This window comes from Paracoccus sp. S4493 (assembly GCF_000967735.1).
Classification (GTDB): domain Bacteria; phylum Pseudomonadota; class Alphaproteobacteria; order Rhodobacterales; family Rhodobacteraceae; genus Paracoccus; species Paracoccus marcusii.
Map to the genome: position 1 here is coordinate 40,979 of NZ_JXYF01000001.1, position 25,831 is coordinate 66,809.

General features: G+C 62.4%; 31 protein-coding genes and 1 tRNA gene. 25 read left to right on the top strand and 7 right to left on the bottom strand.

Annotated features, from left to right (window positions below; translation table 11 throughout):
* From TW83_RS00230 to TW83_RS00340, 24 genes are all read left to right on the top strand, one after another.
* Positions 1-888: a head maturation protease, ClpP-related gene (locus tag TW83_RS00230; RefSeq protein ID WP_045980756.1), complete on the top strand. Its 888-nt coding sequence runs from the start codon at positions 1-3 to the stop codon at positions 886-888.
* On the top strand, positions 878-2,101 hold the full coding sequence (locus tag TW83_RS00235) for a phage major capsid protein (protein WP_162198016.1): 1,224 nt from the start codon (positions 878-880) through the stop codon (positions 2,099-2,101). Before TW83_RS00230 ends, TW83_RS00235 begins: the two co-directional genes overlap by 11 nt.
* Positions 2,102-2,172: 71 nt before the next feature.
* The gene (locus TW83_RS00240; RefSeq protein ID WP_045980757.1) at positions 2,173-2,817 is read left to right on the top strand and encodes a hypothetical protein; all 645 of its coding nucleotides are present in this window, start codon (positions 2,173-2,175) and stop codon (positions 2,815-2,817) included.
* Complete coding sequence (locus TW83_RS19175) at positions 2,814-3,230, top strand: head-tail connector protein (RefSeq protein WP_052714501.1); 417 nt, start codon at positions 2,814-2,816, stop codon at positions 3,228-3,230. Before TW83_RS00240 ends, TW83_RS19175 begins: the two co-directional genes overlap by 4 nt.
* Positions 3,221-3,568, top strand: a complete 348-nt coding sequence (locus TW83_RS00250) for a head-tail adaptor protein (protein ID WP_052714503.1) — start codon at positions 3,221-3,223, stop codon at positions 3,566-3,568. The genes TW83_RS19175 and TW83_RS00250 overlap by 10 nt, the downstream gene beginning before the upstream one ends.
* 9 nt (positions 3,569-3,577) lie before the next feature.
* Positions 3,578-4,039 (top strand): HK97-gp10 family putative phage morphogenesis protein, encoded by a 462-nt coding sequence (locus TW83_RS00255; protein ID WP_045980759.1) that lies wholly within the window; start codon positions 3,578-3,580, stop codon positions 4,037-4,039.
* A complete protein-coding gene (locus TW83_RS19180) occupies positions 4,036-4,413 on the top strand; it encodes a DUF3168 domain-containing protein (RefSeq protein ID WP_052714505.1) in 378 nt (125 codons plus the stop codon). Before TW83_RS00255 ends, TW83_RS19180 begins: the two co-directional genes overlap by 4 nt.
* A 10-nt stretch (positions 4,414-4,423) precedes the next feature.
* The gene (locus tag TW83_RS00265) at positions 4,424-4,900 is read left to right on the top strand and encodes a phage tail tube protein (protein WP_045980760.1); all 477 of its coding nucleotides are present in this window, start codon (positions 4,424-4,426) and stop codon (positions 4,898-4,900) included.
* The gene (locus tag TW83_RS00270; protein WP_045980761.1) at positions 4,897-5,232 is read left to right on the top strand and encodes a GTA-gp10 family protein; all 336 of its coding nucleotides are present in this window, start codon (positions 4,897-4,899) and stop codon (positions 5,230-5,232) included. Before TW83_RS00265 ends, TW83_RS00270 begins: the two co-directional genes overlap by 4 nt.
* A gap of 297 nt (positions 5,233-5,529) precedes the next feature.
* Positions 5,530-7,983, top strand: a complete 2,454-nt coding sequence (locus tag TW83_RS19185; protein WP_052714507.1) for a phage tail tape measure protein — start codon at positions 5,530-5,532, stop codon at positions 7,981-7,983.
* A complete protein-coding gene (locus TW83_RS00280; RefSeq protein WP_045980762.1) occupies positions 7,983-8,657 on the top strand; it encodes a hypothetical protein in 675 nt (224 codons plus the stop codon). Before TW83_RS19185 ends, TW83_RS00280 begins: the two co-directional genes overlap by 1 nt.
* Positions 8,654-9,226 (top strand): hypothetical protein, encoded by a 573-nt coding sequence (locus TW83_RS00285; protein WP_045980763.1) that lies wholly within the window; start codon positions 8,654-8,656, stop codon positions 9,224-9,226. The genes TW83_RS00280 and TW83_RS00285 overlap by 4 nt, the downstream gene beginning before the upstream one ends.
* Positions 9,227-9,234: 8 nt before the next feature.
* Positions 9,235-9,585 carry a hypothetical protein gene (locus TW83_RS19190; protein WP_157001269.1) on the top strand — a complete coding sequence of 117 codons (351 nt, stop codon included), beginning with the start codon at positions 9,235-9,237 and terminating at the stop codon, positions 9,583-9,585.
* On the top strand, positions 9,585-11,669 hold the full coding sequence (locus TW83_RS00295; protein WP_045980764.1) for a hypothetical protein: 2,085 nt from the start codon (positions 9,585-9,587) through the stop codon (positions 11,667-11,669). The genes TW83_RS19190 and TW83_RS00295 overlap by 1 nt, the downstream gene beginning before the upstream one ends.
* Before the next feature lie 11 nt (positions 11,670-11,680).
* A complete protein-coding gene (locus TW83_RS00300; protein WP_045980765.1) occupies positions 11,681-13,984 on the top strand; it encodes a hypothetical protein in 2,304 nt (767 codons plus the stop codon).
* An 11-nt stretch (positions 13,985-13,995) separates the two neighbouring features.
* A complete protein-coding gene (locus TW83_RS00305) occupies positions 13,996-14,736 on the top strand; it encodes a hypothetical protein (protein WP_045980766.1) in 741 nt (246 codons plus the stop codon).
* Between the two features lie 96 nt (positions 14,737-14,832).
* Entirely contained in the window at positions 14,833-15,855 is a 1,023-nt protein-coding gene (locus TW83_RS20350; RefSeq protein WP_157001271.1) for a hypothetical protein, read from the top strand.
* Between the two features lie 201 nt (positions 15,856-16,056).
* A complete protein-coding gene (locus TW83_RS00310) occupies positions 16,057-16,290 on the top strand; it encodes a hypothetical protein (RefSeq protein ID WP_127898437.1) in 234 nt (77 codons plus the stop codon).
* Positions 16,287-16,466 carry a hypothetical protein gene (locus TW83_RS00315; RefSeq protein WP_045980768.1) on the top strand — a complete coding sequence of 60 codons (180 nt, stop codon included), beginning with the start codon at positions 16,287-16,289 and terminating at the stop codon, positions 16,464-16,466. Before TW83_RS00310 ends, TW83_RS00315 begins: the two co-directional genes overlap by 4 nt.
* On the top strand, positions 16,457-16,849 hold the full coding sequence (locus TW83_RS00320; protein WP_045980769.1) for a hypothetical protein: 393 nt from the start codon (positions 16,457-16,459) through the stop codon (positions 16,847-16,849). The genes TW83_RS00315 and TW83_RS00320 overlap by 10 nt, the downstream gene beginning before the upstream one ends.
* Before the next feature lie 401 nt (positions 16,850-17,250).
* The gene (locus TW83_RS00325) at positions 17,251-17,817 is read left to right on the top strand and encodes an N-acetylmuramoyl-L-alanine amidase (protein WP_052714511.1); all 567 of its coding nucleotides are present in this window, start codon (positions 17,251-17,253) and stop codon (positions 17,815-17,817) included.
* Positions 17,818-17,819: 2 nt separating this feature from the next.
* The gene (locus TW83_RS00330) at positions 17,820-18,197 is read left to right on the top strand and encodes a hypothetical protein (RefSeq protein WP_045980770.1); all 378 of its coding nucleotides are present in this window, start codon (positions 17,820-17,822) and stop codon (positions 18,195-18,197) included.
* A gap of 58 nt (positions 18,198-18,255) precedes the next feature.
* On the top strand, positions 18,256-18,471 hold the full coding sequence (locus TW83_RS00335; protein WP_045980771.1) for a hypothetical protein: 216 nt from the start codon (positions 18,256-18,258) through the stop codon (positions 18,469-18,471).
* The gene (locus tag TW83_RS00340) at positions 18,468-18,755 is read left to right on the top strand and encodes a hypothetical protein (protein WP_045980772.1); all 288 of its coding nucleotides are present in this window, start codon (positions 18,468-18,470) and stop codon (positions 18,753-18,755) included. Before TW83_RS00335 ends, TW83_RS00340 begins: the two co-directional genes overlap by 4 nt.
* Positions 18,756-18,827: 72 nt before the next feature.
* Here the strand turns inward: TW83_RS00340 and TW83_RS19625 are convergent, their stop codons facing one another.
* From TW83_RS19625 to tig, 6 genes are all read right to left on the bottom strand, one after another.
* Positions 18,828-19,481, bottom strand: a complete 654-nt coding sequence (locus tag TW83_RS19625; RefSeq protein WP_084697142.1) for a hypothetical protein — start codon at positions 19,479-19,481, stop codon at positions 18,828-18,830.
* A 2-nt stretch (positions 19,482-19,483) separates the two neighbouring features.
* Positions 19,484-20,125 (bottom strand): 7-cyano-7-deazaguanine synthase, encoded by a 642-nt coding sequence (locus TW83_RS00345; RefSeq protein ID WP_045980773.1) that lies wholly within the window; start codon positions 20,123-20,125, stop codon positions 19,484-19,486.
* Positions 20,122-21,459 (bottom strand): nucleoside 2-deoxyribosyltransferase, encoded by a 1,338-nt coding sequence (locus tag TW83_RS19630; RefSeq protein ID WP_157001273.1) that lies wholly within the window; start codon positions 21,457-21,459, stop codon positions 20,122-20,124. Before TW83_RS19630 ends, TW83_RS00345 begins: the two co-directional genes overlap by 4 nt.
* A gap of 693 nt (positions 21,460-22,152) precedes the next feature.
* Positions 22,153-22,226: transfer RNA gene (locus TW83_RS00350), tRNA-Gly, on the bottom strand.
* A 42-nt stretch (positions 22,227-22,268) separates the two neighbouring features.
* A complete protein-coding gene (locus TW83_RS00355; protein ID WP_045980796.1) occupies positions 22,269-22,688 on the bottom strand; it encodes a DUF1489 domain-containing protein in 420 nt (139 codons plus the stop codon).
* A gap of 96 nt (positions 22,689-22,784) precedes the next feature.
* Positions 22,785-24,119, bottom strand: coding sequence for a trigger factor (tig, locus tag TW83_RS00360; RefSeq protein WP_045980797.1), 1,335 nt, complete (start codon positions 24,117-24,119; stop codon positions 22,785-22,787).
* Positions 24,120-24,275: 156 nt separating this feature from the next.
* Between tig and selD the strand changes: the two genes are divergently transcribed.
* Complete coding sequence (gene selD, locus TW83_RS00365) at positions 24,276-25,337, top strand: selenide, water dikinase SelD (RefSeq protein WP_045980774.1); 1,062 nt, start codon at positions 24,276-24,278, stop codon at positions 25,335-25,337.
* On the opposite strand, the gene TW83_RS00370 is transcribed toward selD, so the two are convergent.
* The gene (locus TW83_RS00370) at positions 25,334-25,831 is read right to left on the bottom strand and encodes a phosphatase PAP2 family protein (RefSeq protein WP_045980775.1); all 498 of its coding nucleotides are present in this window, start codon (positions 25,829-25,831) and stop codon (positions 25,334-25,336) included. The two genes, selD and TW83_RS00370, sit on opposite strands and share 4 nt — an antisense overlap.

The window sequence follows — 25,831 nt, forward strand, 5'->3', positions numbered from 1 at the left end:
ATGGCCAAGAACCATATGCCTGTCGCGCATTTCGGTGTGCGGCCCGACCAGGTGCGCGCGGATTGCGCCCCGCCCAAGGCGCTGGACAAGTGGCAGCCCGAGCTGCACGCCCGCGCCCTGGCCGATGCCGGCGCCGACGATCTGCCCCTGGTGGTCGATGTCATGGACGTGATCGGCGAGAGCTGGGACGGCTACGGCGTGACGGCGCGCCGCGTGGGCGCGCTGCTGCGCCAGGCGCCCGATCGGGCGGTGGTGGTCAACATCAACAGCCCCGGCGGCGACGTGTTCGAGGGGCTGGCCATCTACAACCTGTTGCGCGGCCACAAGGGCGACGTGACGGTGCGGGTTGTCGGCCTGGCCGCCTCGGCCGCCTCGATCATCGCCATGGCCGGCGATCGGGTGGAGATCGCCCGCGCCGGCTTCCTGATGATCCACAACACCTGGGTGTTTGCGGTGGGCGATCGGAACGATCTGACCAGCGTGGCCGGCCAGCTGGCCGCCTTCGATGAAGTGATGGCGGATCTTTACGCGGTGCGCAGCGGGATCGACGCGGCCGAGATTGGCAAGATGATGGACCGCGAAACCTGGATTTCCGGGCGGGCCGCGATCGATCAGGGCTTTGCCGACGATCTGCTGGCGGCCGACGCGATCGAGATCAACGAAACCGCGCGGGCCGAAGCGCCGCGCGTCAAGAACATTGCCAAGATCGATGCGGCGATGGCGCGGGGCGGGATGCCCCGGTCGGAACGCCGCCAGATGATCAAGGGGATGACCAGCACGCCGGGCGCTGCTGATGACGACATGCCGCGCGCTGTCGATGCGATGGCCGCCCTGATGGGGTCGGCCAAGAAAACTTTGGCCCAAATGGAGAATGAACATGGCCTTTGATATGGAAAAGTCGATCGGCGAGCTGCAGGAGACTTTCGAGAAAACCACCGCATCGCTGAACAAGAGCGTGCAGAACGTCCTGGCCGAGAACAGGCGCCTTGGCGGCCTGACCGACGAAACCAAGGCCGCGGTCGATCAGGCACTGGCCCAACAAGGTGAGCTGCAGACCGCGATCGAGGAGATCCGCGCCGGCGCGCGTGATCTGGAACAGCAGTTCGCCAGCAGCGGCCGGCGTGGTGGTGCCGGTGGCGCCAAATCCCTGGGCCAGCTGGTCGAGGAAATGGCCGGCGAGACGATCGCCGCCGCCCACAAGTCGGGCGTCCATGGCAATCTGTCCCTGGGGTTCTTCAACGCGATCACGTCGCTGCCGGGATCCGGCGGTGCGCTGCGCCCCGAGCGCCGGGATGGGGAGATCGTATCCGAGCCCGACCGCAAGCTGATGGTGAAAGATCTGATCACGGTCGGCGAAACCGATGCCGCGCTGATCAAGTATTTCCGCGAGATTTCGCGGACGGGTGCGGCCGGCTATGTCCCCGATGACGGCGTGACGGTGAAACCCCTGATCGACAAGGCGTGGGAAGCCGCGACGGCCGAGGTCGGGACGATCGCCGGGCGGATGGAGATCCACAAGCACATGCTGGACGATGTGCCGGCGCTGCGGACGGACATCGACACCACCCTGCGTTACGAGGTGGACAAAGCCGAGGATGCCGGGATCCTGGCCGGTGACGGCGTGGGCGAAAACCCCCTGGGCCTGATCGCCAACGCGACCCCCTACGCGCAGCAGGCCCGCGAGATCGCCGGCGCAACGATCCTGGATCGCCTGCGCCTTGCCATGCTGCAGGTCCAGGCGGCCGGCTATGTCGTGGATGCCCATGTCCTGAACATCTGGGATTGGGCGGCGGCTGAAATGCTGAAGGACAGCACCGGCCGTTACATCTTCGGCAACCCGTTCGCCGAAACCGCGACCCCCCGCCTGTGGGGCCGCAAGGTGGTCGATACCGAGAACATGCCCGAGGGTGATTTCCTGACGGGCGCGTTCAAGCTGGCCGCGACCTACTACCAGCGCCAGGACATCGAGATCCTGCTGTCGTCGGAGAACCGCGACAATTTCGATAAGAACATGCTGACGGTTCGCGGCGAAAAGCGGGCGGCCCTGGCCGTCAAGCGCCCCCTGGCGCTGACCTACTACACCGGCGCCGCCGCCGGCTGATCGCGAGAGGCAGGCGCGGCCTCGGCCGCCCCTGCCGCCCCGCCAATCCCCGAAACATGAAGGACAAGCAGATGCCCAAGCTCAAATCGCTGCGCGCTGCATCGGGATCCTATGGTCGCGTGGCGGCCAATGGGATCATCGACGTGGACGATGCGCAGGCCAAGCAGCTGAAAGCCACCAAGCGGTTCGTGGACGCCACCCCGGCCGACATCGAGGCCGCGCAGAAGCGCCAGGCCGACGCACTGGCCAAACAGGTGAAGGGTGCCGCCCCCGGCTTTGCCGCGATCGCCGAGCCCCCGGCCGGCCTCGATCGCGTGCAGGATATGATCGCGCGCGGGGCGATCACCCCCGAGGATGCCCGCCGCCTGGCGGCCTATCAGATCGAGCTGTCGCCGGCCGAGATCCAGACGCTGATCAGGGAGGATGCCGAACGTGCGACCGCCGAGATCGAGACGCAGCGCACCGCCATGGATGCGCGCCAGGCAGAGCTGGACGCGCGCCAGGCCGAGCTGGACGGCCACGCGGCCGAGCTGGCCGATCGCGAACAGTCGATGGCGGATGCCGCCAAGGATCTGGATGCCCGCGAGGCGGCGCTGCACGCGGTGCCGCCGGCGGCCGAGGATGGCGACGCCACCGACACCGACGCGGCCGACCAGGCCGAAGAAGCCGCCCCCGCCGGCGACACCGGCGCCGCCAAGAGGAAGGGCGGCAAATGATCGTCGGGCTGCCCGAGCTGAAAGGTCATCTGCGCACCGATCCGAACAGCACGCATGAGGATGCGCTGATCGCGGCTTATGCCGAGGCGGCGGAACAGCAGATCATCAACTGGATCGGGCGGCCCGTTTACGCGACAGAGGCCGAGCTGCCCGCGATCGGGGCGCCCGGCTATGACCCCGAACAGATCGTGGCCCCCGCCGCCGTGCGCGTGGCGGTGCTGATGATGACCGATCGGTTTTACACCAACCGGGGCGCCGCCACGTCAGTGACCCATGGCGGCGACGGTGTGTCCAGCGATGACGCGGTGCCGCCGCCGGGGGTGCGCGCCCTGCTGGCCGGCCTGCGCGTCTATTCCCGCCCGCCGGTGCCCGCCGGAGATCTGCGCACCGGGGATCCGCTGACATGGCTATGAACAGCGGCAAGCGCGATCGTCTGGTGCAGTTCCTGCGCGCGCCCCTGATCGATGACGGCCGAGGCCAGCGCCGGGGGGATTTCGAGCCGATCGGTCTGCCGGTGCCGGCATCCAAGAAGCCGATCAGCGATGGCGAAAAGTTCCGCGCCGACACCACGATGCGCGACATGACCGATCGTTTCGAGATCCCGGCATCGCCCTTCACCGCCGGCATAACGGCCACCGATCGGCTGACCTGCGAGGGCGTCACATACGGCATCGCCGGCATCAAGGAGATCGGCTGCCGCGAGGGTTACGAGATCACCGCGCGGTTCCTGCCCAACCCTGCCCAAAGATAGGAGACCGCAATGGCCAAGCCGTTTCATGTAGCGGGGCTGCGCGATCTGGAAAAGCAGCTGGAACGGCTGAACCGATCCACCGGCAAAGGGATCCTGCGCCGGGTGCTGCGCAAGGAAGCCGAGCCGATGGCGGCCGATATGGAAGCCAATGCCCCCGAGGATCCCGATGGCCAGCGCACCCTGAAAAACAGCATCGGCGTTGGCAGTCGCCTGTCCAAGCGGCAAGCGCGCCTGCACCGCAAGATGTTCAAGAGCGATCGGGCATCGGTGGAGATGTTCGTGGGCGCCGGCGCGGTGCCATCTGCGCATCAGCAGGAATTCGGGAACAGTCGGCACGGCGCGCAGCCTTTTGCGCGGCCGGCCTGGGACAAGGCCAAGGGATCGATACTTGCCAACGTGTCCAGCAGCCTTTGGACAGCGGTGGAAAAGTCGATCAAGCGCGCCACCAAACGCGGGACGCTGATCAAATGAAAACCGCCCTGCGCAATCTGCTGATCGGCGATCCGCTGCTGGCAAGCCTGACCCCCGGCGGCGTGTCCTGGGGCATCCACGGGCAGGGCATCGCCGGCGACTACATCGTGTTGCAGGTGATCAGCCGGGTGCCCGATCGGCTGATGGCCGGTCGGGGATCCCTGACCACCTATCGCGTGCAAATTGACTGCTACGCACAGACCGACCTGGACGCCGAGGCCATGGCGCAGTCGGTCGAACGGATCCTGGATGGTTACAAATCCGAACCGTTCCAGGGGATTCTGTTCGTCACCGGCCAAGACCTGACGGACGGCGACGAAAACCAACCCATCCACCGCGCATCGCTGGATTTCACTGTCGTTTATCGAGGCTAAGGAGGCCCCCATGACGCAAGCAATCATCGCCCACGGAATGATCACCGAACGGTCGCGCACGGGCGCGACCGATAGCTTCACCGCCATCCCCGAGGCCAAGGGCGTGGCAATTCCGGGGATCACCCAGGATTACGTCGAGGCCACCCACAACCAAAGCCCCGGCGGGTTCCGCGAATGGATCAAGGGCCTGAAAGATGGTGGCGAGATCGCAATTCCCTGCAACTACACCAGCGCGGGATACGCGGCGCAGATCCTGGACCGCAACCACAACGAGCCGACCTTCTACCGCGTCACGTTCCCGCTGGCACCGGGCCAGACGGAACCAGATCGTTTCGCGTTCCGCGCCTGGCCCAATCCCTCGATCGAGGAAAGCGAGGATCCCGGCGCCGCCATCGCCATGAGCGTGAACCTGCGCGTGACCGGGCCGGTCGAATTCATCCAGAGCACGCCGGTGAACGCGCCCGTTAGCGCGGGGACCGGCGCATGACCGAACGTCGCGGAACGATCCCTTTCGAGGCGCAGGGCAAGAGCTATGCCCTGCGCCTCGGCACCGCGCAGCTGGCCGAGGCCGAAGATCACTTTGACATGGGCATCAATGCCATCGTGAAGCGGCTGGAAACGGAACAGCGGATCGGCGACGTGGCGCAGATGCTGGCGATCGGCACCGGCGTGTCGCGCGATGAAGCCTGCGACATCGTGGATGACCTGGGCACCAAAACGTCGGGCGATCTGTTGGGCCGCGCCATCCGCGCCGCGTTCGGGCAACCGGAACCGGGCGCGCCGGCGGGAAACGGAAAAGGCCGGAAGCGGACCCGCTAGGGGCGCTGCTGACCGGCTGGCTGGCGCGGGGGCTGGACTATGACCAGTTCTGGCGCCTGACGCCCCATGAGATCCGGCTGATCGTCACGGGGCACGATGCAAGGATCCATGCCGAGATCGAGGCGCGCCGATCGGTCGCCTATGAACAGGCGACATGGATCCATTTCGCGGTTTGCGCGCCCAAGCAATTCCCGAAGTTCAAGCCGATGAAGCCGGCCAAATCCAAGCCGATCCCGCCCGAGATCCAGACAGAGATCGTGCGGGCCTGGTTCATGTCAAAAGCAGAGGTGCAGTAAAATGGTCAATGCGGTGATCGGGGCGCTGCGCGTCAACCTGGGCCTGGACAGCGCCATGTTCGCCAATGGCCTGCGCCAATCGCAGAACATGGCGCAGGATTTCGGGCGCAGCATGGACCGGGTTGGCAAGCGGTTTTCGCTTGCCATCACCGCGCCTGTCGTGGCGTTCGGGGGCCTGTCCCTGCGCGCGGCCGGGGATTTCGAGGCGGCCATGAACCGCGTCGGCGCCGCCAGCGGGGCATCGGCGCAAGAGCTGCAGCAGCTGGAAGCCATGGCCCTGAAAATGGGCGAGACCACGCAGTTCAAGGCATCGCAGGCGGCCGACGCGATCGAGATCCTGGCCAAGAACGGCTTGAACGCATCGCAGATCCTGGGCGGCGCGTTGGAGGCGTCCATGCTGCTGGCGGCATCGTCGGGGTCCGATCTGGCGTCATCGGGCGATCTGGCCACCGATGTCATGCTGCAGTTCGGAAAGCAGGCCGGGGAATTGACGGGCCTGGTCGATGGGATGACCGGCGTGATTTTGGCATCCAAGTTCAGCTTTGACGATTACCGCCTGGCGATCGCGCAGGCCGGCGGCGTGGCCGGCGGCCTGGGCCTTTCCTTCGAGGATTTCAACGCGGCCATTGCCGGCACGTCATCGCTGTTCGCCAGCGGATCGGATGCCGGCACGAGCTTCAAGACGTTCCTGCAGCGCCTGGTCCCGGCATCGGCGCCGGCCGCCAAGGCGATGGCGGATCTTAACCTGGAATTCTTTACCGCTGACGGATCGATGAAGTCCATGGCCGAGATCGCGCAAGAGCTGCAGGACGGTCTGGCCGGGCTTTCGGATGAAGCGCGCAACGATGCCCTTAGTACGATCTTTGGCACCGACGCGCTGCGCACGGCCATCGGCCTGGCGGAACAGGGCGCGGACGGGATCGATCGCCTGAAAGCCTCGATCGGGGAAGCCTCGGCCGAGGAACAGGCGGCCGCCCGGTTAAAGGGTTTCAACGGGGAAATGCTGAAACTCAAATCGGGGATCGAGGCGCTGATGATCGCGATCGGAAACAGCGGCCTGTTGGAATGGGCGACGCAGTTTGCGCAGCAGGCGACGGCGCTGGTCATCCGCTTGAAGGAAACCAACCCCGAGCTGCTGAAAATCGGCATCATCGCCGGCGGCGTGGCCGCCGCGCTTGGCCCGCTGCTGGTCGGGTTCGGGCTGCTGCTGCAGGGCCTCGGCCCGTTCGTGGCGATCGTCAAGTCTGTGGCGCTGGCCGCTGGTGCCCTGGGCGCGCCCTTCACGCTGGCGGCGCTGGCGATCGCGGGGGCAGCCACGGCCATCGTGATGAATTGGGACACCGTGGGCCCATGGTTCACAGATATGGCCAATTCCCTGGGCGATGTGTTCCGGGGGCTGGCCGATGTCATCCTGGGCATCGTGACCGGGGATCTGTCGCAGGCGGCCGATGGGATCAAGACGGCATGGAACGGGCTGGATGGGTTTTTCACAACCCTGTTCGATGGCGTCGGTGCAGCGTTTGAGCGGCTAGATGAACGGATCAGGGCACCGATCGAGAAGATCAAGGCGGCGCTGGATCTGGCCGATCGCGCCGGCCGGTGGGTTGAAAGCGGATTGAACCGCGTGACCGGCGCGGGTGCGCCAAGCGGCGGCACCACCGCCCCGGCCGGTGCAGATGTGATCGTGCCCCCGACAGCTGACATGCAGACCGGCCTGGCCGGCGGCACGGCCGGGATCCGCGTCCAGGGCGTCACCGATGCGGATGCCTATGGCGAGGGGTTCCGCAGCGGGATGGGCATCCAATCCCCATCGCGCAGGATGATCGAATACGGCGAATATATGTCCGAGGGCCTGGGCGTCGGCCTTGGCAATGGACAGCCTTATGTGACGGCGGCCAGCGATCGCGTGGGCCAATCCTTTGCGGCCGGCATCCTGCCCTATTTGGATGCGATCAGCGCCGGCACGATCCGCACCGGCGACGATTTCAAAAAGATGCTGCTGGACATGGCCGCCAACCTGGCGCGCAGCAAGCTGACCAGCATCCTGACCGGCCTGGCCGCACCGTTCCTGGGCACGGTGGGCCTGCAGCTGATGGGCGGTGGCGATGCCCTGACGGGTGCCATGCGGGGCGCGGGCTTGAACGCGATCCCGGCGCTGTCGGCCGGCGGCCAGATCCTGCAGCCCGGCCTTGTGCAGATCAACGAAAAGGGGGGCGAGCTGATCACGCTGCCCACCGGCGCGACGGTGATCCCGCACGATCTGTCCAGGCAGGTGATGGAAAGCAAGCCGGCCGGCGTCGATGTGCGGGTGCGCGTGGACAATGACGGCCAGCTGCAGGCGTTCGTCGATCGGCGCGCGACCATGGCGGCCGACACCCGCGTGGCCCGGTTCAGCCAGGCCGAGCTGCCGGGCGAGGTCGCAAACCTAAATCAGTATGAACGGGATCGCATGTAATGGCGCTGATCGAATGGCCGGCCGAGCAATTCCGCACGACCAAGACAACCTATCACGTCGATTGGACAAGCCGGGGCGCAGGCGTCGGCTTGTCCGGTTCGGAACAGATCATCGACACCGGCACCGGGATCTGGCGATTCAAGATAGAATTCCAGTTTGATCACGATCGCGCCCGCCTGCGCCGGTTCGAGGCCCTTGTTAGGGAAATGCGCGGCCGGCTGAACACGGCCGTGATCCCGCTTTATGATGCCTATGCCTACGACCAGGGCGTGAGCCCCCTGCAAGAACGCTGGCAGGATGACACGTTCTTTTCGGATGACACCGGATGGTCGGCCGGCACCGCGGTGCAGCCGATGATCACCACCGGCGTGGCGGCCGCCGGCGCAAACCAGATCACGGTGGATCTAGTGAACCCCCGCCGGCCGTCCTTCGATGTCGGCGACCTGTTTACCGTGAACGGGTTCCTTTACAGCGTCGTGCGCCGCAATGCCGGGGGGTGGGTGAAGATCGAGCCGCCCTTGCGCCAGGCGATCCCGGCGGGGACCGTGCTGCAGACCACGCCGCCGCTGGTCTATGCCAAGTTCGCCACCGATGGGGAGGGGGAACGGGCGCGCGATCTGCTGTCCTGGGGCGAACCTGTGACGATCACCTTTGTGGAGGATTTCGATCGATGAGCTGGACCCCGCAGCAGATCGCTTTCCTGGAAGCGAACCGCGACAGGATCGAGGCGCGGCGCACGTTCCAGTTCGATTTCCGATCGGTGACGGTGCGCGCGATCGAGGGATCAACGCCCTGGCCTGATGGCACCCATGTGTGGATCCCCGCGCTTAACGTGATCCAGGCCGAGGGGATCAAGGCGTCGGGCGTGATGGACGCGCACCCGGCCCGCTACCGCCTCGGCCGCGTGACGCCGGATCTGGGCCTGGCCATCCTGTCGGATGAAAGCGAATGGCGCGATCGCCGCCTGACGCAGCGCCTGGTTCTTTTTCTGGACGGCGAGGCCGTGGGGCCGGCCGTGCATATCCATAGCGGCCTGATCGCCGACATCCGCCGGCGTGACAGCGTGTCATCGGATTATCTTGAGGTCCGCGTGGAAGGGCCTTTCAAGGATCGCAATGCGGCCCTGTTGGGGAAATACACCGACCGGGATCAGCAGATGCGATCGCCCGGCGATCGCGGCTGCGAGTATGTCGCCCTTTACGAAAGCAGCGGTGCGGAGTTCGTCGGATGGCTGCAGGGCTGAACCCGTTCGTGACCGCCGGCGCGGCCCTGCCATGGATCTGGGGCCGCACCGATTGCACCGCCTGGATGTCTGACTGGTGCCGGCTGCATTGGGGCCACGATCCGATCGCAGATCTGCGCGGCACCTATGACACGGAGGCCGGCGCGGATGCCCTGATTGCCGGCGGCCTGGCCGAGCTGCTGCGCCCCCGCATGGCGCCCCTGCGGATCACCCCCGCCCCGATCGCCGGCGATGTCGGGGTGATCCGAATTCTCGGCCGGGAAACGGCCGCCATCTGCACCGGGAAAGCCTGGGCCTTCAGAACCCTGCGCGGATTGGGGGAAGCCCCGGCGCGCCCGATCATCGCATGGAGTAAGTAATGCCGGCTGCATTTGTATGGGTCGGCGGCATCATTGCCGCCGGCGGCGTTGGCGCGGCTATCGTCACCAGCGTGATCAGCCTTGGCGTGAACCTGGCCGTGAGCGCGGTTGTGAAGAAGTTCGGGCCCAAGCAGCAGGGGCCCCGGCCGCGAGATCTGCAGAGCAACATCCGATCGGGCACGTCCGATCGCGTTCAGCATTTCGGTCGGGTGCGCGTGGGCGGAACGCTGATGTTCTCGGATTACAAGGTTTTCACGCAAGAGGTTATCGGCGTTTCCATCCCCGGCACCCGCCGCGCGTATGTCCTGCTGGCCGTATCCACCGGCGGCATTTCCGGCATCGATCAGTGGTATCTGGACGGCAAGAAGGTGAACGTGAACGCCGAGGGCTATGTGACCACGGCGCCCTGGAACGGGAACAAGGTGCGGCTGCGCGTGCGCACGGGCATGGGGTCCGAGTTCGCCGGCGGGCATTGGCCGGATCTGCATGATGCTTTCCCGACCCGCTGGATCGCCGGCCAGCACCGCCTGGACGGGGTTGCCACCGTCCTGGCTGAATTCGATTCAGTGGCGCCGGAGGAAGTCAGCGACGTTTATCCCGGCGCCCGGCCGCCCGAGATCACCATGACCCTGCGCGGCGCCCCCTGCTATGAGCCCGCCACTGGAAATGCGAGCTTCACCGACAACGTGGCGCGCCATGCGCTGCACTATCTGTCCGATGCCGGCGCGGGCCTGATCCCTCTTGAGGAATTCGATCTGCCGAGCTGGTTTGCGGGGATCGAGGCAAGCCGGTTCGATCTGCCCACGGCCGGCGGCACGCGGATGCGCTTTGCCGGTGGGGGCAGCTATGCCTTGAATGAGCCCGCCAAGGACGTGGCCGATCGGATCCTGCAGGCCGGTGCCGCATCCCTGTATCTGACACAGGAAGGCAAGATCGGCATCCGCATGGGGGTCTATGAGGCGCCCACGCTGGTGATCGACAAGGCCAAGATCGTCAGTATGGATTACGGGCCGGGCAAGTCGCGCCTCGATCGCGTCACCACGCTGGTGCCCGAGTATGTCGAGCCGTCGCTGGACTATACCGAAACCACGGCCGATCCCTGGCAGAACGCCCGCGCGATCGCCCGGTTTGGTGAACCCAAGCCGCAAGAGCTGCCGATGCCCTGGGTGCAGCACCACGGGCAGGCCCGCCACCTGGCGAAGATCGCGGCCGCCCGCGAAAACCCGATGATCACCGCATCGCTGTCCCTGCGGTTCTGGGGGCTGCGCCTGATCGGCGAGGAACGGGTTTTCCTGCACCGCCCCGATCGCGGCCTGAACATGGTCCCGATGCGCATCACCGGCCTGTCGCTGGATCTGTCCGCGTCCGATGGGGTGATCAAGGTCGAGCTGGAAAGCGAAGATCCCGCCGCGTTCCCCTTCACCCGGCCCGAGGAAGGGGTGAAGCCGTCCGCGCCGGCCCGATCCGCAAACGGCCGCCAACCGATCCCGGCGCCCGTCATCGAGCAGGTGACGGTGAATTCTGACGGCAACACGCTGTTCCTGTCGGGGGTGGTCGAACCCATCGCCGGCTATGCGTTCGGGGTGCAGTTCCGCAGATCCCCGAACGGCCCCTGGTCGCGGGCCGAGTTCAATCAGGAAACAGGCTATTGGCGCACCCCCGATCTGGCCGATGGCCGGCTGTATGATGTGCGGGCCCGCCGGTTCTTTCCCGGCCTGACATCGCTGCTGTGGGAAAGGCAGGCCGACATCACCAGGGCAAGCCCTTGGACGCAGATCACGGGGATCCAGGTGATCGCCGATCAGACGCCCCCGGCCCCGCCCGAGCTGATCCAGGCCGGGATCGAGGGCAACCGGCTTGTGTTCAGTTTCGCGCCCGATCTGGGGGCCAACTATCGGCAAACCGGAATTTGGCGCGGGCCCAACAATAATTTTGCAAATGCCACCTTCGTCCGGTGGTTGTATGACCAGGCATCAACCGTGCAAGGTTCGGTTATGCTGACGGCCAGCCCGCAGACCTATTTCCTGCGATCCAGCAACGGATCCGGGGTTCATTCCACCCCGGTGAATATCGGCACATACTAGAGGAATTCCCCATGGCCTTGACCCTGACCCGAGCCGTCAACGCGGTGATTTCGGACAACACCCGCGTGGACAAAGGGCCCATGCGGGATCTGATCAATGACCTGATCAGGGCGATCGACGGAAACAACACCCGTAGCGCGCGCGTCTATACCAGCCGCGCCGATGCGGTGACGCAGATCGGCGCCGGCCGGCTGGATCCGCTTGTTTCGGCGGTGGTCACGATCGAGGGCGCCGTGCTGGTTATCCGCGCCCGCACCGTGTTCGCCGATGATCCGCTGTTCCCCGAGGCGGCCGGCGATCGGTGGGGGGCTGTTCTGCGCATCGATACATCGGCGCGGATCTGGCCCACCACCACAACCGATTTCGCGCCGCTGCGGCCGCCGGCCGGGACCGACCAGATCAGCGTGGGAACGAACAGCGGGGTGCAGACCTGGCGCCGCATCAATGCGCCGGCGACGGTGGATCCCGCCATCCACCAGCGCGATGCGAACGGCACCTGGTGGATGCTGGCGGAAAACACCAGCGCGATCCGAACACTGATCGCCAATGTTGCGGGATCGATCGCCACGGCCGCCTTTCCGCAGGCGTCCAACATCGCCGGCACCGCGAACGCGATCACCGGCCTGCTGCCCTACGGGAACGGCACGGCCGCACTGGCCGGCCAGCGGATTTCATTCATTCCGCTGGCCGCCAATACCGGCGCCGCAACCTTCAATGCGATTCAGATCCGAACCGAAAATGATCAGCAGATCACGGCCGGTGCGATCGTCGCGGGCCGCCGCGTGTTCCTGGAACGCGATCCTGCGGTGAACGTGTGGCGGATGATGGCCGGCGGGATCACGCAGGCCGATGTCGCGGCCACGCTGGCCACCACCCTGGCCCCCATCCTGGCGCGCCTGCAGGCTGTTGAAACCGCCGCCACCGGGGCGATCGAAACCGTCACCGGAGAAACCGAACGCGCCCTGGCAACCGATGCCGCCGGCAATGCGATCATGGTCTGGCGGCCGGGCGAGGATGGCGGCATCGATGCTCATATGGCGCGCACGTTCTGGGAGCGCGGCGCGCCCTACATCGGCGGCGGCGGCACGGGTGGTCTGTTGTCAACAACCGCACTGCACGCTGTGAGTGGCCACGGGCAGTCGCTGCTTGTGGGCGGTGAGTATGAGAATTCCGGCGTATCGCGCGCAGATCTGATTTCACGCGCCCGGCAAGGTGCGGCGCTGATGCTGGAAGGGATGCAGCGCGGGGATACGGATAGAGTCGTGCCCATCACGACAGTCGATATGCCTAGATCCCAAGGTTACAACGAGGCGGTTCCGCCTACGGGGATCGGGGCGGCCGTGCCTGGTGCAACGACATCGACGGCGGTTTGGCCCATGGCTGTGGCCATGAATGAATATCGCCATGACCACGATTTGCGGATGGTTCCTGTCGTCACCCAATGCCACGGCATCAGCGGCATTATGATCGAGGCAATTCTGGATAAGGCCGGCGTTGCCTGGAACAACATGCGGTTCTGGTATGAGAGCATGGTGGCGCGAGCTGCAGCGGAAACTAAGTCGCTGTTTGTCCCGTGGCACCAGTGGGTGCATGGGCCATCGGCTAAATCATATGCGCCGAACCGGTATCTCAATCTGCTTTGGCAGTATAACGACGATTTCCACAACCTGCTGAAAGCTGTCGGTGCGCGCGGTCCCGGCACCTTGCTGATCCAGCAAACCGGCGGCAATGCGAACACGTCCAACGTGGCTGGCGATCCCTGGCATGTCACAGATGAACAGCTGCAGTTCTGCGAGGCGGGCGGCGGCGTCCTGACCACACCGGATTACGCATATCCGATCTTTGATAACAACGTGCATCAGGATGCGTTCGGAACGGTTCAGGCGGGCGAGGTCACGGCCCGCGCCGCGGTTGAAACGGAAGCCGGGAAACGCTGGACGATCAATCGCCCCCGTCCAAGGCTGATGGGATCAACCCTTATCCTCGAATACGAAACCCTACGGCCAGGCGAATATCTCGATCGGCACGATCCGTCCCGGTATGGCGGGCAGGGGATCGATGATTACCTGGGGTTCCAGGTCGAGGGCGCCACGATCACCGAGATCCAGGTGAGAGGCAGGCAGGTTGCGCTGACCTGCAGTGCGCCCCCCACGGGCGTCCGCTATGCCATGCAGGCCCAAGACGCATCGATCTTTGCGAACAACCGCTGGTCGGCATTTCGGGGGCTGCTGCGCACGTCTGATGTCTGGCCGTCAAAGCTGCTGCCAGGCCAGCAGCTCTATCGCTGGACCCCAAGCTTCAAGATGATGTTCTGAAAGGGTTGACCATGAAACTGCAATTCGATTTCGCGGCGCAGGCCGGCAAGCATTTCGGGCGCATCCTGTCGCTGGATGATCAGGTTGTGGCAATGACCGATCCGATCGATGTCTGGATCCCGCGCGCGGGCCTGACGCTGGTAGATGGTCGCATTTCCGAATGGATCGGCCGTCGCAATGGCCGGATCCTGGGCCAGAGCAATGCCGCCCGCCGGCCGATCCCTGAAAATGGTCTGCTGCGGTTTTCCTCGGCCGCGCTGGCTGGTACCACGCAGCTGGATCTGACCGGCGCCGCAATCGGCCAGCGTTCCGCGCTGACGATCGCGGCGCACGCCCGCATCCACCCCGAAAGCCTGGGCGTCGATAACCAATACCTGTGGGGATCGTCAGCAACCGGCGGCATCCTGCGCCTTGCCTATCGCTACACCAACGGATCCCGTTATCTGCGCCTGCAAGTGCGGGATGCGACAACGAACCTTGACGTTCCGCTGCCAGCTGACTGGTCGGGGGTCGTGGGGGCGGTGGCGGTTCTGACGCCCGGCACGCCCGGCCCCACCCTGTCGCTGCACCTGACCACCGGCGAAAGCAGATCTGTTGCGCTGCAGGCCCCGATCGAGGTGCCCACGTTCTCCGCCGGCGGTGGCAATGCCGGGGCGGCCGGAAGCTTGGCCGGATACGGGGGCAATTTTGGAATATGGTCGCGCGCCGTGTCCGATGCTGAACGCGCCCGCCTGCTACGGTGGGCGATATGACCGCCAGGTGAATGATGGCTATCGAATAATAAGGACTACGGATATCAATAAGGACATGCTAGCAGCACGTTATCAGATCATTCGCCAGGCGCCCGCATGTCAAAAAGAACGTTAGCCTGCATTGCATTGGTAAAACCAAAAGTTGCAGCCTTATTTTTTGATAGGGTTATCCCTTTTGGAAGTCGCGAATTTACAAAATTTGTCCACAACCCGATAGCTCAAGGATATCGAGGAACAGACTATTCGTTGGACTTACACCGAGCCTTTTTAGATGGGATGAGGGAAAATCGCGAAATTGTTTCTGAGCTAGTTTATGGAGACAATCATCCAGGTTGGGATGCCGTCGACGATACAATCGAGCTTATCTATTCCTCGTTGTTTGACATACAAAGTAGAGCTAGGCTTGTTGATGATCACAATCAACTTCTTTTCGTAAATGGTCATTCTGATATGGAATATTACCTTCAGATACAGCCATATTTTACCAGCGATGAATTACAAAAGAACGAGCTTACCTACGGTGAAAACGTTCTTGCACTAGATAGCGTTTCTTCTCTTATGCGGAAGTTGCGGCTTCCAAGCTACACGTTCCTATTAGCGAATGCTGAACAAGATTCTATTGTTGACACTGCGGTCGCACCCTCAAGATTGGATGTAAGAATAAACCTTAGCAATCTTCCGCTAATCGACGAAAGCGCCCTTTCGTGGCATCAAGTAATTGAAATCAGGAAGGATAAGGCCGCCAAAAATCGACTTTTGAGACTTGAAAAATTTGCTATGGACGCCATGGCCGCTGCTAGCAGCGGAGGGACAGAGTTTAATGATCGTATGGAGATCGCACTAGAGGATCACATAAACTCATGCAAAAAATATAGTATAGAAGTTTCAAATTTAGCCATTTCAGCGATATTTAACGTACAGCCAGCATTGACAGCAGCCCTTGCTGCGGCGCTTCCCGCTGCAACTGGAAACCACTTTGCAGCAGCAGCAGTTGGAGCGACGATATATGTTAGCAACGCAGCCGTTCAGATAAGGCAATCTACAGTTTTGAGAAAAACATTTATACAAAGTCAGCCGCTAACATTCCTTACTTATGACTTGGGCCTTAAACTTAATTAATCGGCTATGGCGCGTATCGGCTTATGCTTCAAGGCAGGCTATACCAGAATATATTTTTTAACTGCGATTAATTAGCCTGCCGTGAGCGGGCTTTTTTTTGCCCGGATGCCGGGCATGATACCCATCCTACCTTAAGGAGGCCGCGATGGCTGATGACACCACCCGCCGTCGCACGGCCGGGCCCATACCATGAATGAGCTGATGACACTCGTCCGGGAGGTGGGCGGCGGCCTCGCCGGCGTCGTGATCGTCGTCCAGGGCTGGGCCAACTGGATCCAGTACAAGCGCAACGGCGAGCTGCAGGACAAGATGCTGGAGATGGCGCAGGCGATGGTGAAGGAAAGCCGCGACCTGATCACCGACACGAACAAGACCACGGCGGCGAACACCGAAATCATGGGCCGGGCGGTTCGGCTTCTGGAGGATCGGCGATGATGGGGCGGCTCATTCGACAGCTGACCGGCCACGGGCGCAGGGCCGAGAAGGCCGACACGATCATGCGCGAGCACATGAATGAATCGGCACCGGAGAAGCGGGCCATCAAGGCACGGGTGCGGGCAATCGAACGCCTCGTGGAGCAGCTGGAAAAGGACACGCAGACATGGCACTGACAATCGGGCTGATCGCCGTCATCAACGCGTTCGGCTATTTCGCCGTGATCTGGGCGTTCCGCGCCAGCTTCCGCGAGCTGCGGTCCGCAACCTGGTGGTTCGCCACCGGTTTCATGATCCTAGCCGGGGCCATCATCCTGCGTGGGGCCTACTGGGACGTGTTCATGCCTCTTCTGAGGCTATGGGCGCCCGATGCGGCCGCCTGGCTCTCAGATCATGTCGGACGCTATGCAAACATCGTCTTTGGGCTGATGAAGATGGCGTCGTTCTTCTGCGCGCTGAAGTGTCGGCAGATGCTGATCCCACAAGAGGAAAGGCATCACTGGCCGATCTGGAAGGCCTGGCTGCACCCGACCAAGATCCGGCTGCTGCCCTGGCGGTAACATTGTCGGTGACCCCATACCCTCACGGTCCAGGGCCACCTAACCGACCGGCAACGAATAAGCCCACGTGCGGCTGAGCGCACCCTAGTGGCTTATTGCTGGAAGCCAATCCCACACGCCTTGATCGACTGGCTTTCTTTCATCCATGTCCATGAGGGTACGGCGGTACCGGATAGCCCACTATCCGGTACCGCCTAACCGGAGGGGCCAAAAATTTGCCCTGTACCGGCGGCACCTATTTTTAGCCCGCTCTCGACAAATGCCAACCGGTGCCGCCTGACCGCCGAGGAACGACAAACAACCAAAGCGGATGCGGCGACCATAACCACTCGCTGCATGAATCCAACCCGCCCCGCCACCGTGCGGGGCTTTTTCATGTCCATGCCCACGAGGAGGCAGTCATGCCACACTTCCCCATCAAGCTCATCGTGCTCCACTACAGTGCGACCTATCCCGACCAGGATTACGGCGTGGCCGACATCCGCAAGATGCACCTCGCGCGCGGGTTCAATGACGTCGGCTACCACTACGTGATCCGGCGCAGCGGCGCCGTCGAGAAGGGCCGCCAGGACGCTGTCGTCGGTGCGCACGTCTCAGGCCACAACACCGGCAGCCTGGGTATCTGCTCCATCGGGGGCATCGAGCGGGCAACCGGCCCGAACGTCGGCGTCGACAACCGCACCGAGGCGCAGAAGGCCACGACGGTGAAGCTGGTTCGCGAGCTGCTGGCCAAGCACCCCGGTGCTCAGGTCGTCGGCCACTGTGATCTGGGCGCCACCCAGTGCCCCGGCTTCGACGTGCGCAGCTGGTGGGCCGCGGCCAACGCCCGGCCGCCCGTCATCGACAGCGTCCCGCCGGCGCCCCTGCCCTCTCCGGCTTCCCCCGCCGCCACCGGCCCTGCCAAGGGCGCCATCTACATCCTGGCTGCGCTGGCTGCTGCCGCGCTGGCCTATTTCGGAGTGAAATGACCATGAACCCTCTGCTGCTCTTCAAGGCCTTCCGCGACCTCAATGCACTGGTCGATCAGGCGAATGCACTGGCCGGGCCGGATCGCCGCTGGTCGAACGCCTTCATGAACCGGAGCTTCATTGCACTGGTTATCGCAACGGTCGCGCAGGTCGCGCTGGCATTCGGCTTCCCGCTGCCCTTCCCGGTGGATCTGGCGGCCGAGACTGTCTACGCGATCATCACGCTGGTCGCGCTGCTGTGGGCGTTCATCGAACGCAAGTTCGGTAAGACGCGTGCCGTCTGGAACAGAATACAGGGCCGGGAGGCTCTGACGGAGGCCGATGCCCTTACCACCGCCCTGAACAAGGTGCCGGGGGTGGTCGCGCAGCCGCCGCGCTGAACTAGAAAGGCTTGCGCGAAGTTCTCCTTTCGTTCTACTCGACCGGAAGGAGACAGCCATGCCCCGCCACCGTATCCACGAGCCGATTTTCCCGGAGAACCGGGCCCTCTACATCATCTGGTGTGAGGAGTGGCAGGGCGATCGGTACTCCCTGGCGGCCGGGCACCTCAGCGCCATGCTGGCGGCGTGGGACGCAATGGCTGACTACTCGCCGCGTGATAGGCTCTTCCTCCAGTTCGGCAGCCGGGTTCTTCGATCAAGAGAACCGGAATGAGCGCGCACTGGACACGTAAGATCACCTTCGAGGCCGATGCCAATGATTGGGTCGTCCTCCGGGATGGCTTGGTCGTCGGCCGCGTTATGCTGGACGACCAGCAGAGCAGCGGCCTCGGCCGTGATCAGTGGGCATGGTCGGTCATCACTATGCCGTCAAAAAACGGGTTCTCGGATTCGATGGAGGCCGCCTTGGAGGAGGTTCGTGCGCGGGCGTCGGACACGTGGGGTCACAAACCTCATGGCTGGCCGGACGATCGATCGCGCAATCAGAAGTACAGATAAACTCTTACATAAATCATGACAGATTTAATTCTGGCTATAAGATATTTATTATTATAAAAATTTAATATTAAATTAAAAAGAGAAGGCCATCTGCCGCGTATTTAAAGACGCTTCTCGTTGCCAAATCCACGCATCAAACTCCCGCCTAGAAACCAATAGCAGATCGGCTGCATAGCAAAAGACAGCTTTCAAGAAATTATAGTCGTCTTCCATAACACCGACGCGCTTCGCAAATTTTCTCACATGTCGATCGACTGCTATAGAATCCAGCCCAACCAAACAACTTAAATAGTCAACAGTTTTAGGGCCGACGCCTCGTACAGATTGCAATTCGGAAGCGCTATTTCCTTTATGTTCGAGATAATCTTTCAAATCATACGAACTTTCAATTTCTTTGCTACGAAGAAATAGAATAAGTGCTTCGAAACGGCTTACTTTCTCGTCATGTGTCCAATTTAGAAATGCGGAAGATTTGCCGCTCTCGATGATTCCGCAAAGATGGGAGGTATATTTATACTCGGGGTAATTGGCCAGTATCGCAGCCACGCGCGGTTGAACAACCGACCTGTAGTTTAGTCCGGCCTGAAGAACTGAATCAGCGAGCAAAGCGCCCATGTGATCGTACGTGGGACGACTTTCGAGCCGATGCGAGTCAGCCCCCAGTTCCTTTGCGTAGTCCGCTACCCGCCTAGCCGCAACAAGCATCTGGACTGCTGGCGATTGCATGATTACCCGACCTCTGACGTTGGATGCAGAATACCGGGCTGCCCTAACGCGTTAAGTCGCTCAACACAATTGGGACAAGCGCCGCAGGGAAAATTACTCTGAGCCTGGCAGGAATACGTTCGCCCTATCGGCACGCCAAGCTGGACCGCCGTCTGCACGACCTCCGCCTTTGAAAAGTACCGAAAAGGCGAGCAAAAGCGGACCGGACCAATGTTCGCCACTAGGCCATCGAGCTTGTTCATGAACTCGGCCGTGCAATCAATTTCTTTTGCGTGGTTGCTGTTAATGAACCCTGTATACACCTCCGCGATCCCCATGGTCTGAGCCCGTGCAGCGGCGGCTGCAAAGAACAGCATGCTTCGATAAGGCACATACAAATCATCGTCACTGACCTTATCGTTCCATAAATCAGCTTCCTTGATTAGCCGAGATGATGATCCGAAGAAGATGTCGGAGATGTCGCATCGTTCTGGCTTGTGGGCCGCTGCAGGTAAGACCTCGTTTACCCTGCTCCACTCCATCTCGACACAGTGCTGGCCATAGTCAAAGAATAAGGGGAAAACCTCCGCTCCGTCATTAACAAGGGAGAAAGCCACAGTGGTGGAATCTAGACCGCCAGATGCAAGTAGAATGACTTTTTTCATCGCGGTTCCCTACATAGTCCAGACATTGCCGCGAACAGCGCATTTAAGCTGACATCGAGATCATCGGAGTAGCTAATGCTTCCGCCTATGACCATTGTATTTCCATTCTGCCGACGAGGGTCAAATGTGACCACTGGTTTACCAACGGCCATCGCCATCCCCATCTCAATTAGCGTTCCGGGGTCGCGCTCTAGTGGTATCGCAAAGACGATTGAACATTCCTCTAGCAAGCGAACATCAGCGGCATAGGTCTTGCGAAGCGTAGTATCATTGCTTTCTGGCGGCAGCTCGCCGTTCTCTATAACCGGACGGCGGACCAAGAAATTGTGGTATTCAAGCGCTGAGATCGCAAGATCGACCTCCGGTTTGTGCAGGTAGGAAAAATCAGGCGCGGCGAGATAGATTGAATACCGCTGTCGGTCATGCCACGGCACGATGGTGCCGTTTAGACTGCGCAATTCATCAACCGACAGCGCAAGTTGCCGCCTAGTATCGCGCCGAAAATCATCTGGGAAAGTAGTCTTAGAGTATATGGTTGCAGCGCTTGCTCCGCGCCATGCTGCATCGACCCAGCTGTCTTTATTAGCGCCAACCATGACCGCGGAGTAAACATCGCCTACCCCCACTGAATTGACAGTTTTAGATAACGTCGCGGGGATATTCTCAACTGAGCCGGTACGTAGGTCGAATAAGCGACTGCCTCCGCGGTTCTCCTTCAATAGAAGAATATCAGCGTCAAGCTGGCGAATACGGTCAACTAAGAGTTCTACAGAATTCGCTCCATATTTTAGAAACAGCGGAGAAGACGTCGAGATAATTATCGCACCAAGATGGCCTTTGAACTGCTGAAGCTTTCCAAAATCATCAACATCGTAAGCAATGTCAAAACTAATTCGGACCCCTTCGTCAAAAAGATCTATGAGTATGGATAAATCAAAGATTCCGGGAAAAACAAGAACTTCCGTGTACGATGACAGTGTACCGTGTACATCAAAAACACTGACAAACTTCTCGTTTCTCAGGATATCCTCGTATCCTTGGTCAGTAACCTCAGTGGGGTCCCCGATGATGATAACGTTCGGCGCCCCAACGACTTCCCCTAGCCAAATAAATTCCGTGCAGCCGTGAGCCTGCAAGTAGGCTTTGGCTTGACTGACCAGGTAACGCGGAACCACAGCAGCCACGGAGTACGGAAGGTCGCATGCCCAGAGCCCGCGGGCGGCATGCACGATACCCCCGAGGCGAAGCTTACAGTCAATATCTTTCTTCGCAGTTGTAAAATCGACAATGATTTCCCCGACTAAAAGAACCGGACGACCAACAGGTACAGTCATTGCGGCGTAAAGTCAGCGGTGACAAACGGGAATGGTTGTAGGTTGGAATCCGTCACGATGCCAACGTAGCTAACACCATCTCTGAGACAGGCAGCCAGGTAGTTGAACTGCGTGGGCAAAGCTCCAACCTGAATGCCGCTCTCGGTGACAGCAAATATCCGACGTTCGAACACAAGTGAGAGGACCGTCGAAGTGGAGGGCACGGCGCCGTTGGATACGAAAAAATCGCATTGCGCGACTTCTTCCAAACTTACAGAGAACGCTTGGCGGCAGGGATCATTACCGCTAGTGCCACCGGTGCTACCAGTGCCACTGGGCCTATTCGTATTGCTATAGTCTGTAAAATTGCCTGAACCAGAACTTCCCATCGACTAACCTCCCTAAAAAAAGCATAGCTTCAACCTTAGGTAATGTAGCCTAACAAGCAATCCTGAAAATTTGAGACTCAAGGACCAATTTGGTGAAGTTCCACACCTTATTGTGCGTCGTCATACTACGCGTGAAACCTCCGCCCAAACACAGCCACGAACTATGAAAAAACCACGCAAGCTTCGGGAATATCTTCGGGATTCGACAAGCTCTGGCGGCTGACCATGGGCGTATCTGTCCATAACAAACAACGACCATTAACGATCATTGTGTCGCAGGCGCACACTAACACGCTGAAATAGCAACACATTTTGAGATTAGCTATGGAGCGGGTGAAGGGAATCGAACCCTCGTCGTAAGCTTGGGAAGCTTCTGCTCTACCATTGAGCTACACCCGCATCGTTCGTCCGGATAGCGGCTGACCGCAGTCCCGTCAAGCCTCAGCGCAGGCCCATGTCAGCCAAGGCGGCAGCGATGGCGGGGGGCAAGGCCTCCTCCAGCGCGCGGCCTGCGGGCAGGTCCGGTGGCGCATCCGCAGCGGCCAGATAACGCCAGCCTTGGAACGGACGGCGCGGAACGGCCGCAACCCGAACTAGGTCGCGGTCCAGCACGATGCCGCAGCGCTGGATGCCGTCGGCACCCTCGACCCGTTCCAGGGTCAGGATGCGCTGGCGGGCCATCATGACGCCCTTGAAGACCCAGAAGATCGACCCGCCTTCCAGCAGCTCCGCCTCGCGCTTGGGCCACATGCGCGTGACGTGACGCGCCGGGCCGGACCCGAACCGGGTCTGCCACGCAGCCAGCTCATCGGGGCCTTCGGCACCTACGCACAGTTTCATCAGGTGAAGGCTTGTCGTCATGGCGATCACCTAGTCGCGCCCGATCTGTCCATCAAGCCCCGAACGCAAAAGGGCCGCATCCGAAGATGCGGCCCCTGCGCGGTCAGTGGACCGAAATCACAGCTCGTCCAGCGCCTCGACAGCCTTTTCCAGCTCTGCCTTGGTCACGGTCTTCTCTTCGACCTTAGCCTTTTCGGCGATCAGGTCAACGACCTTGTCCTCGAAGATCGGCGCGCGCAGCTGCTGCTGGGCGGCCTGGTTCTGCTGGATGAACTCGAAGAACTGACGCTCCTGGCCCGGATACTGACGGGCGGCGCGCAGCACTGCCTGGGTCATCTCCTGGTCGGTCACGGTGACCTCGGCCTTCTGGCCGATCTCGGCCAGCAGCAAGCCAAGACGCACGCGGCGCTCGGCCAGGGTCTTGTGCTCCTCGGTCGGCTCGATGGCATCGTGGTTGTGGCCCTGAACCTCGGGGTTCTCCTCGTGCCACAGCTGGTGCGCGATCTGGGCGGCCTCGGCCTCGACCAGCGACTTGGGCAGGTCGAACTTGACCGCCGCATCCAACTGGTCCAGCAGCGAACGCTTCATGATGGCGCGGGCGGCGCCGGCATACTCGGCCTCCAGACGCTCGGTGATCTGCTTCTTCAGACCGTCCAGGTCGTCGGCGCCGAACTTCTTGGCCAGCTCGTCGTCGATCTCGGCCTCTTTCGGGGCCTTGACCGCCTTGACCGTGCATTCGAAGGTGGCGTCCTTGCCGGCCAGGTGCGGTGCGCCGTATTCCTCGGGGAACTTCACCTCGACCTTGACCTCGTCACCGGCCTTCACACCGACCAGCTGGTCCTCGAAGCCGGGGATGAAGCTATTCGAACCCAGGACCAGCGGATAGTCCTCGGCCGCGCCGCCCTCAAAGGCCTCGCCGTCGACGAAACCCTTGAAGTCGATGGTGACCTGGTCACCGTCCTTGGCCTTGGAGCCTTTCTTGCGGTCCTCGAAGGACTGCGACGACTTGGCCAGATTCTCCAGCGCTTCGGTGACGGCCGCGTCTTCGGCGGGCACGGTCAGCTTTTCCAGCGACAGCGCGGTCAGGTCGACCTCGGGGATCGCGGGCAGCGTCTCGTAGGTCACGTTGACCACGACGTCGTTGCCCTCTTTCCAGGTCTCGCCGTTCTCCATCTCGACCTTGGGCTGGGCGGCGGGGCGGTCGCCCGACTTCTCCAGGTGGTCCTTGAGCGCGCCGTCGATGGCGTCCTGCATGGCCTCGCCCAGGATGCGCGGGCCGAACTGCTTCTTCAGCATCGCCATGGGCACCTTGCCCTTGCGAAAGCCCTTCATCTCGACTTCCGGCTGAGCTTCTTTCAGCTTGGCGTCGACGGCTTTGGCCAGGTCTGCTGCGGGCAGCGTGAACTGATACCCGCGCTGAAGACCGTCGTTCTGCGTTTCCTTGACCTGCATCATCGTCCTCATAGAAAGAAGGGCCACCGATCCGGCGGCCTGAAAATTTGAGCCGTTCTAGTCGCCGTGCCGCTGGCCTGCAAGCAGATTGCGGTCACCGGGCGCTGGAACATCCCCGCCGCCGCGCTATGCTGCGTCCAACCGACAGGAGTCCCCATGACCGCCACCGACATGCCAGAACCGCGCCTGACATCCCTGGCCCATGGCGGCGGCTGCGGCTGCAAGATCGCGCCGGGCGTCCTGTCGAACCTGCTGCGAGGCAGCGCCGCCCTGCCCGTCCCGCCCGAACTGCTGGTGGGGATCGAGACGTCGGACGATGCGGCCGTCTACAAGCTGAACGACCGGCAGGCGCTGGTGGCGACGACCGACTTCTTCATGCCCGTGGTGGACGATCCGCATGATTTCGGTCGCATCGCTGCGACCAACGCGATCAGCGATGTCTATGCGATGGGCGCGACGCCCATCCTGGCGCTGGCGGTGGTGGGCATGCCGATCAACGCGATCTCTCATGCGACGATCGCGGCGATCCTGGATGGCGGCGCTTCGATCTGTCGCGAGGCGGGCATCCCCATCGCCGGCGGCCACACCATCGATTCGGTCGAGCCGATCTATGGCTTGGTGGCATTGGGCCTGATCGACCCTGCCCTGCTGAAGCGCAATGCCGAGGCACAACCGGGCGATCTGCTGGTGCTGGGCAAGCCCTTGGGCGTGGGCGTCATGTCGGCCGCGCTGAAGAAGGGCCAACTTGACGACGAAGGCTATGCCCGCATGATCGAGGTCACGACCAAGCTGAACCGCCCCGGCCCGGACCTTGCCGCCATCGAGGGCGTGCATGCGATGACCGATGTCACCGGCTTTGGTCTGGGCGGCCACGGGTTGGAGATGGCGCGCGGGTCGGGCTGCGATCTGATGATCGACTGGTCCGCCGTGCCGCGTCTGCCGGGCATCGACGCGCTGATCGCGGCGGGCCATGTCACGGGCGCCTCGGGCCGCAACTGGGCCAGCTACGGCGAGGGCGTGGCCCTGCCGCAGGGCTTCGGCGATGCCGAACGCGCGCTGCTGACCGATCCCCAGACAAGCGGCGGGCTGATGGTCGCCTGCGCGCCGGACGCGCTGGAGGCGGTGCAGGCGGCCTTTGCGCGCCACGGTTTCGCGGATGCCGCCGTCATCGGGGAGGTCGGCCCGCACAGCGACGCGCCCCGCGTCATTCTGCGCTAAAAGCGCATGCCAAAGTTGATCGCGGCCCCTTCGGAGCCGATGCCAAAGCTGGCCGCGCCGAAGCTGATCCCGATCAGCGCACCGGCCAGCGCCTGATCGGCCGTATGTTCGCCCGCCTGCACGCGGCTGAAAGCGGTCAGCCCTGCGGCGCCATAGGCGGCAGCGCCCAAAGCGGGATCGTCCTCCCAGCACTTGCCGGCCAGATCCGCGGCCCCGAACCCCGCGGCGGCGGAATGCCCCGACGGGAAACCCCGCCCCTCTCCGGTCGGACGGGTGCCCAGGGGCGATCCGTCGAACACCGCCTTGAGGCCCAGCACCACCGCCGCCTGCAGGGCACCGCGCACGGCGAAATCCTCCAGCCGATCCTGATCGGCCGCGCAGACGGCGGCCGCCAGCGGCAGCGCATATTTCATCGTGGTCCCGAACCGTTCCAGCCCGTCCGCACCCGCAGGCACGGCCAGCATGCAGGTCAGCCCGACAATTGCCGCGCGCAT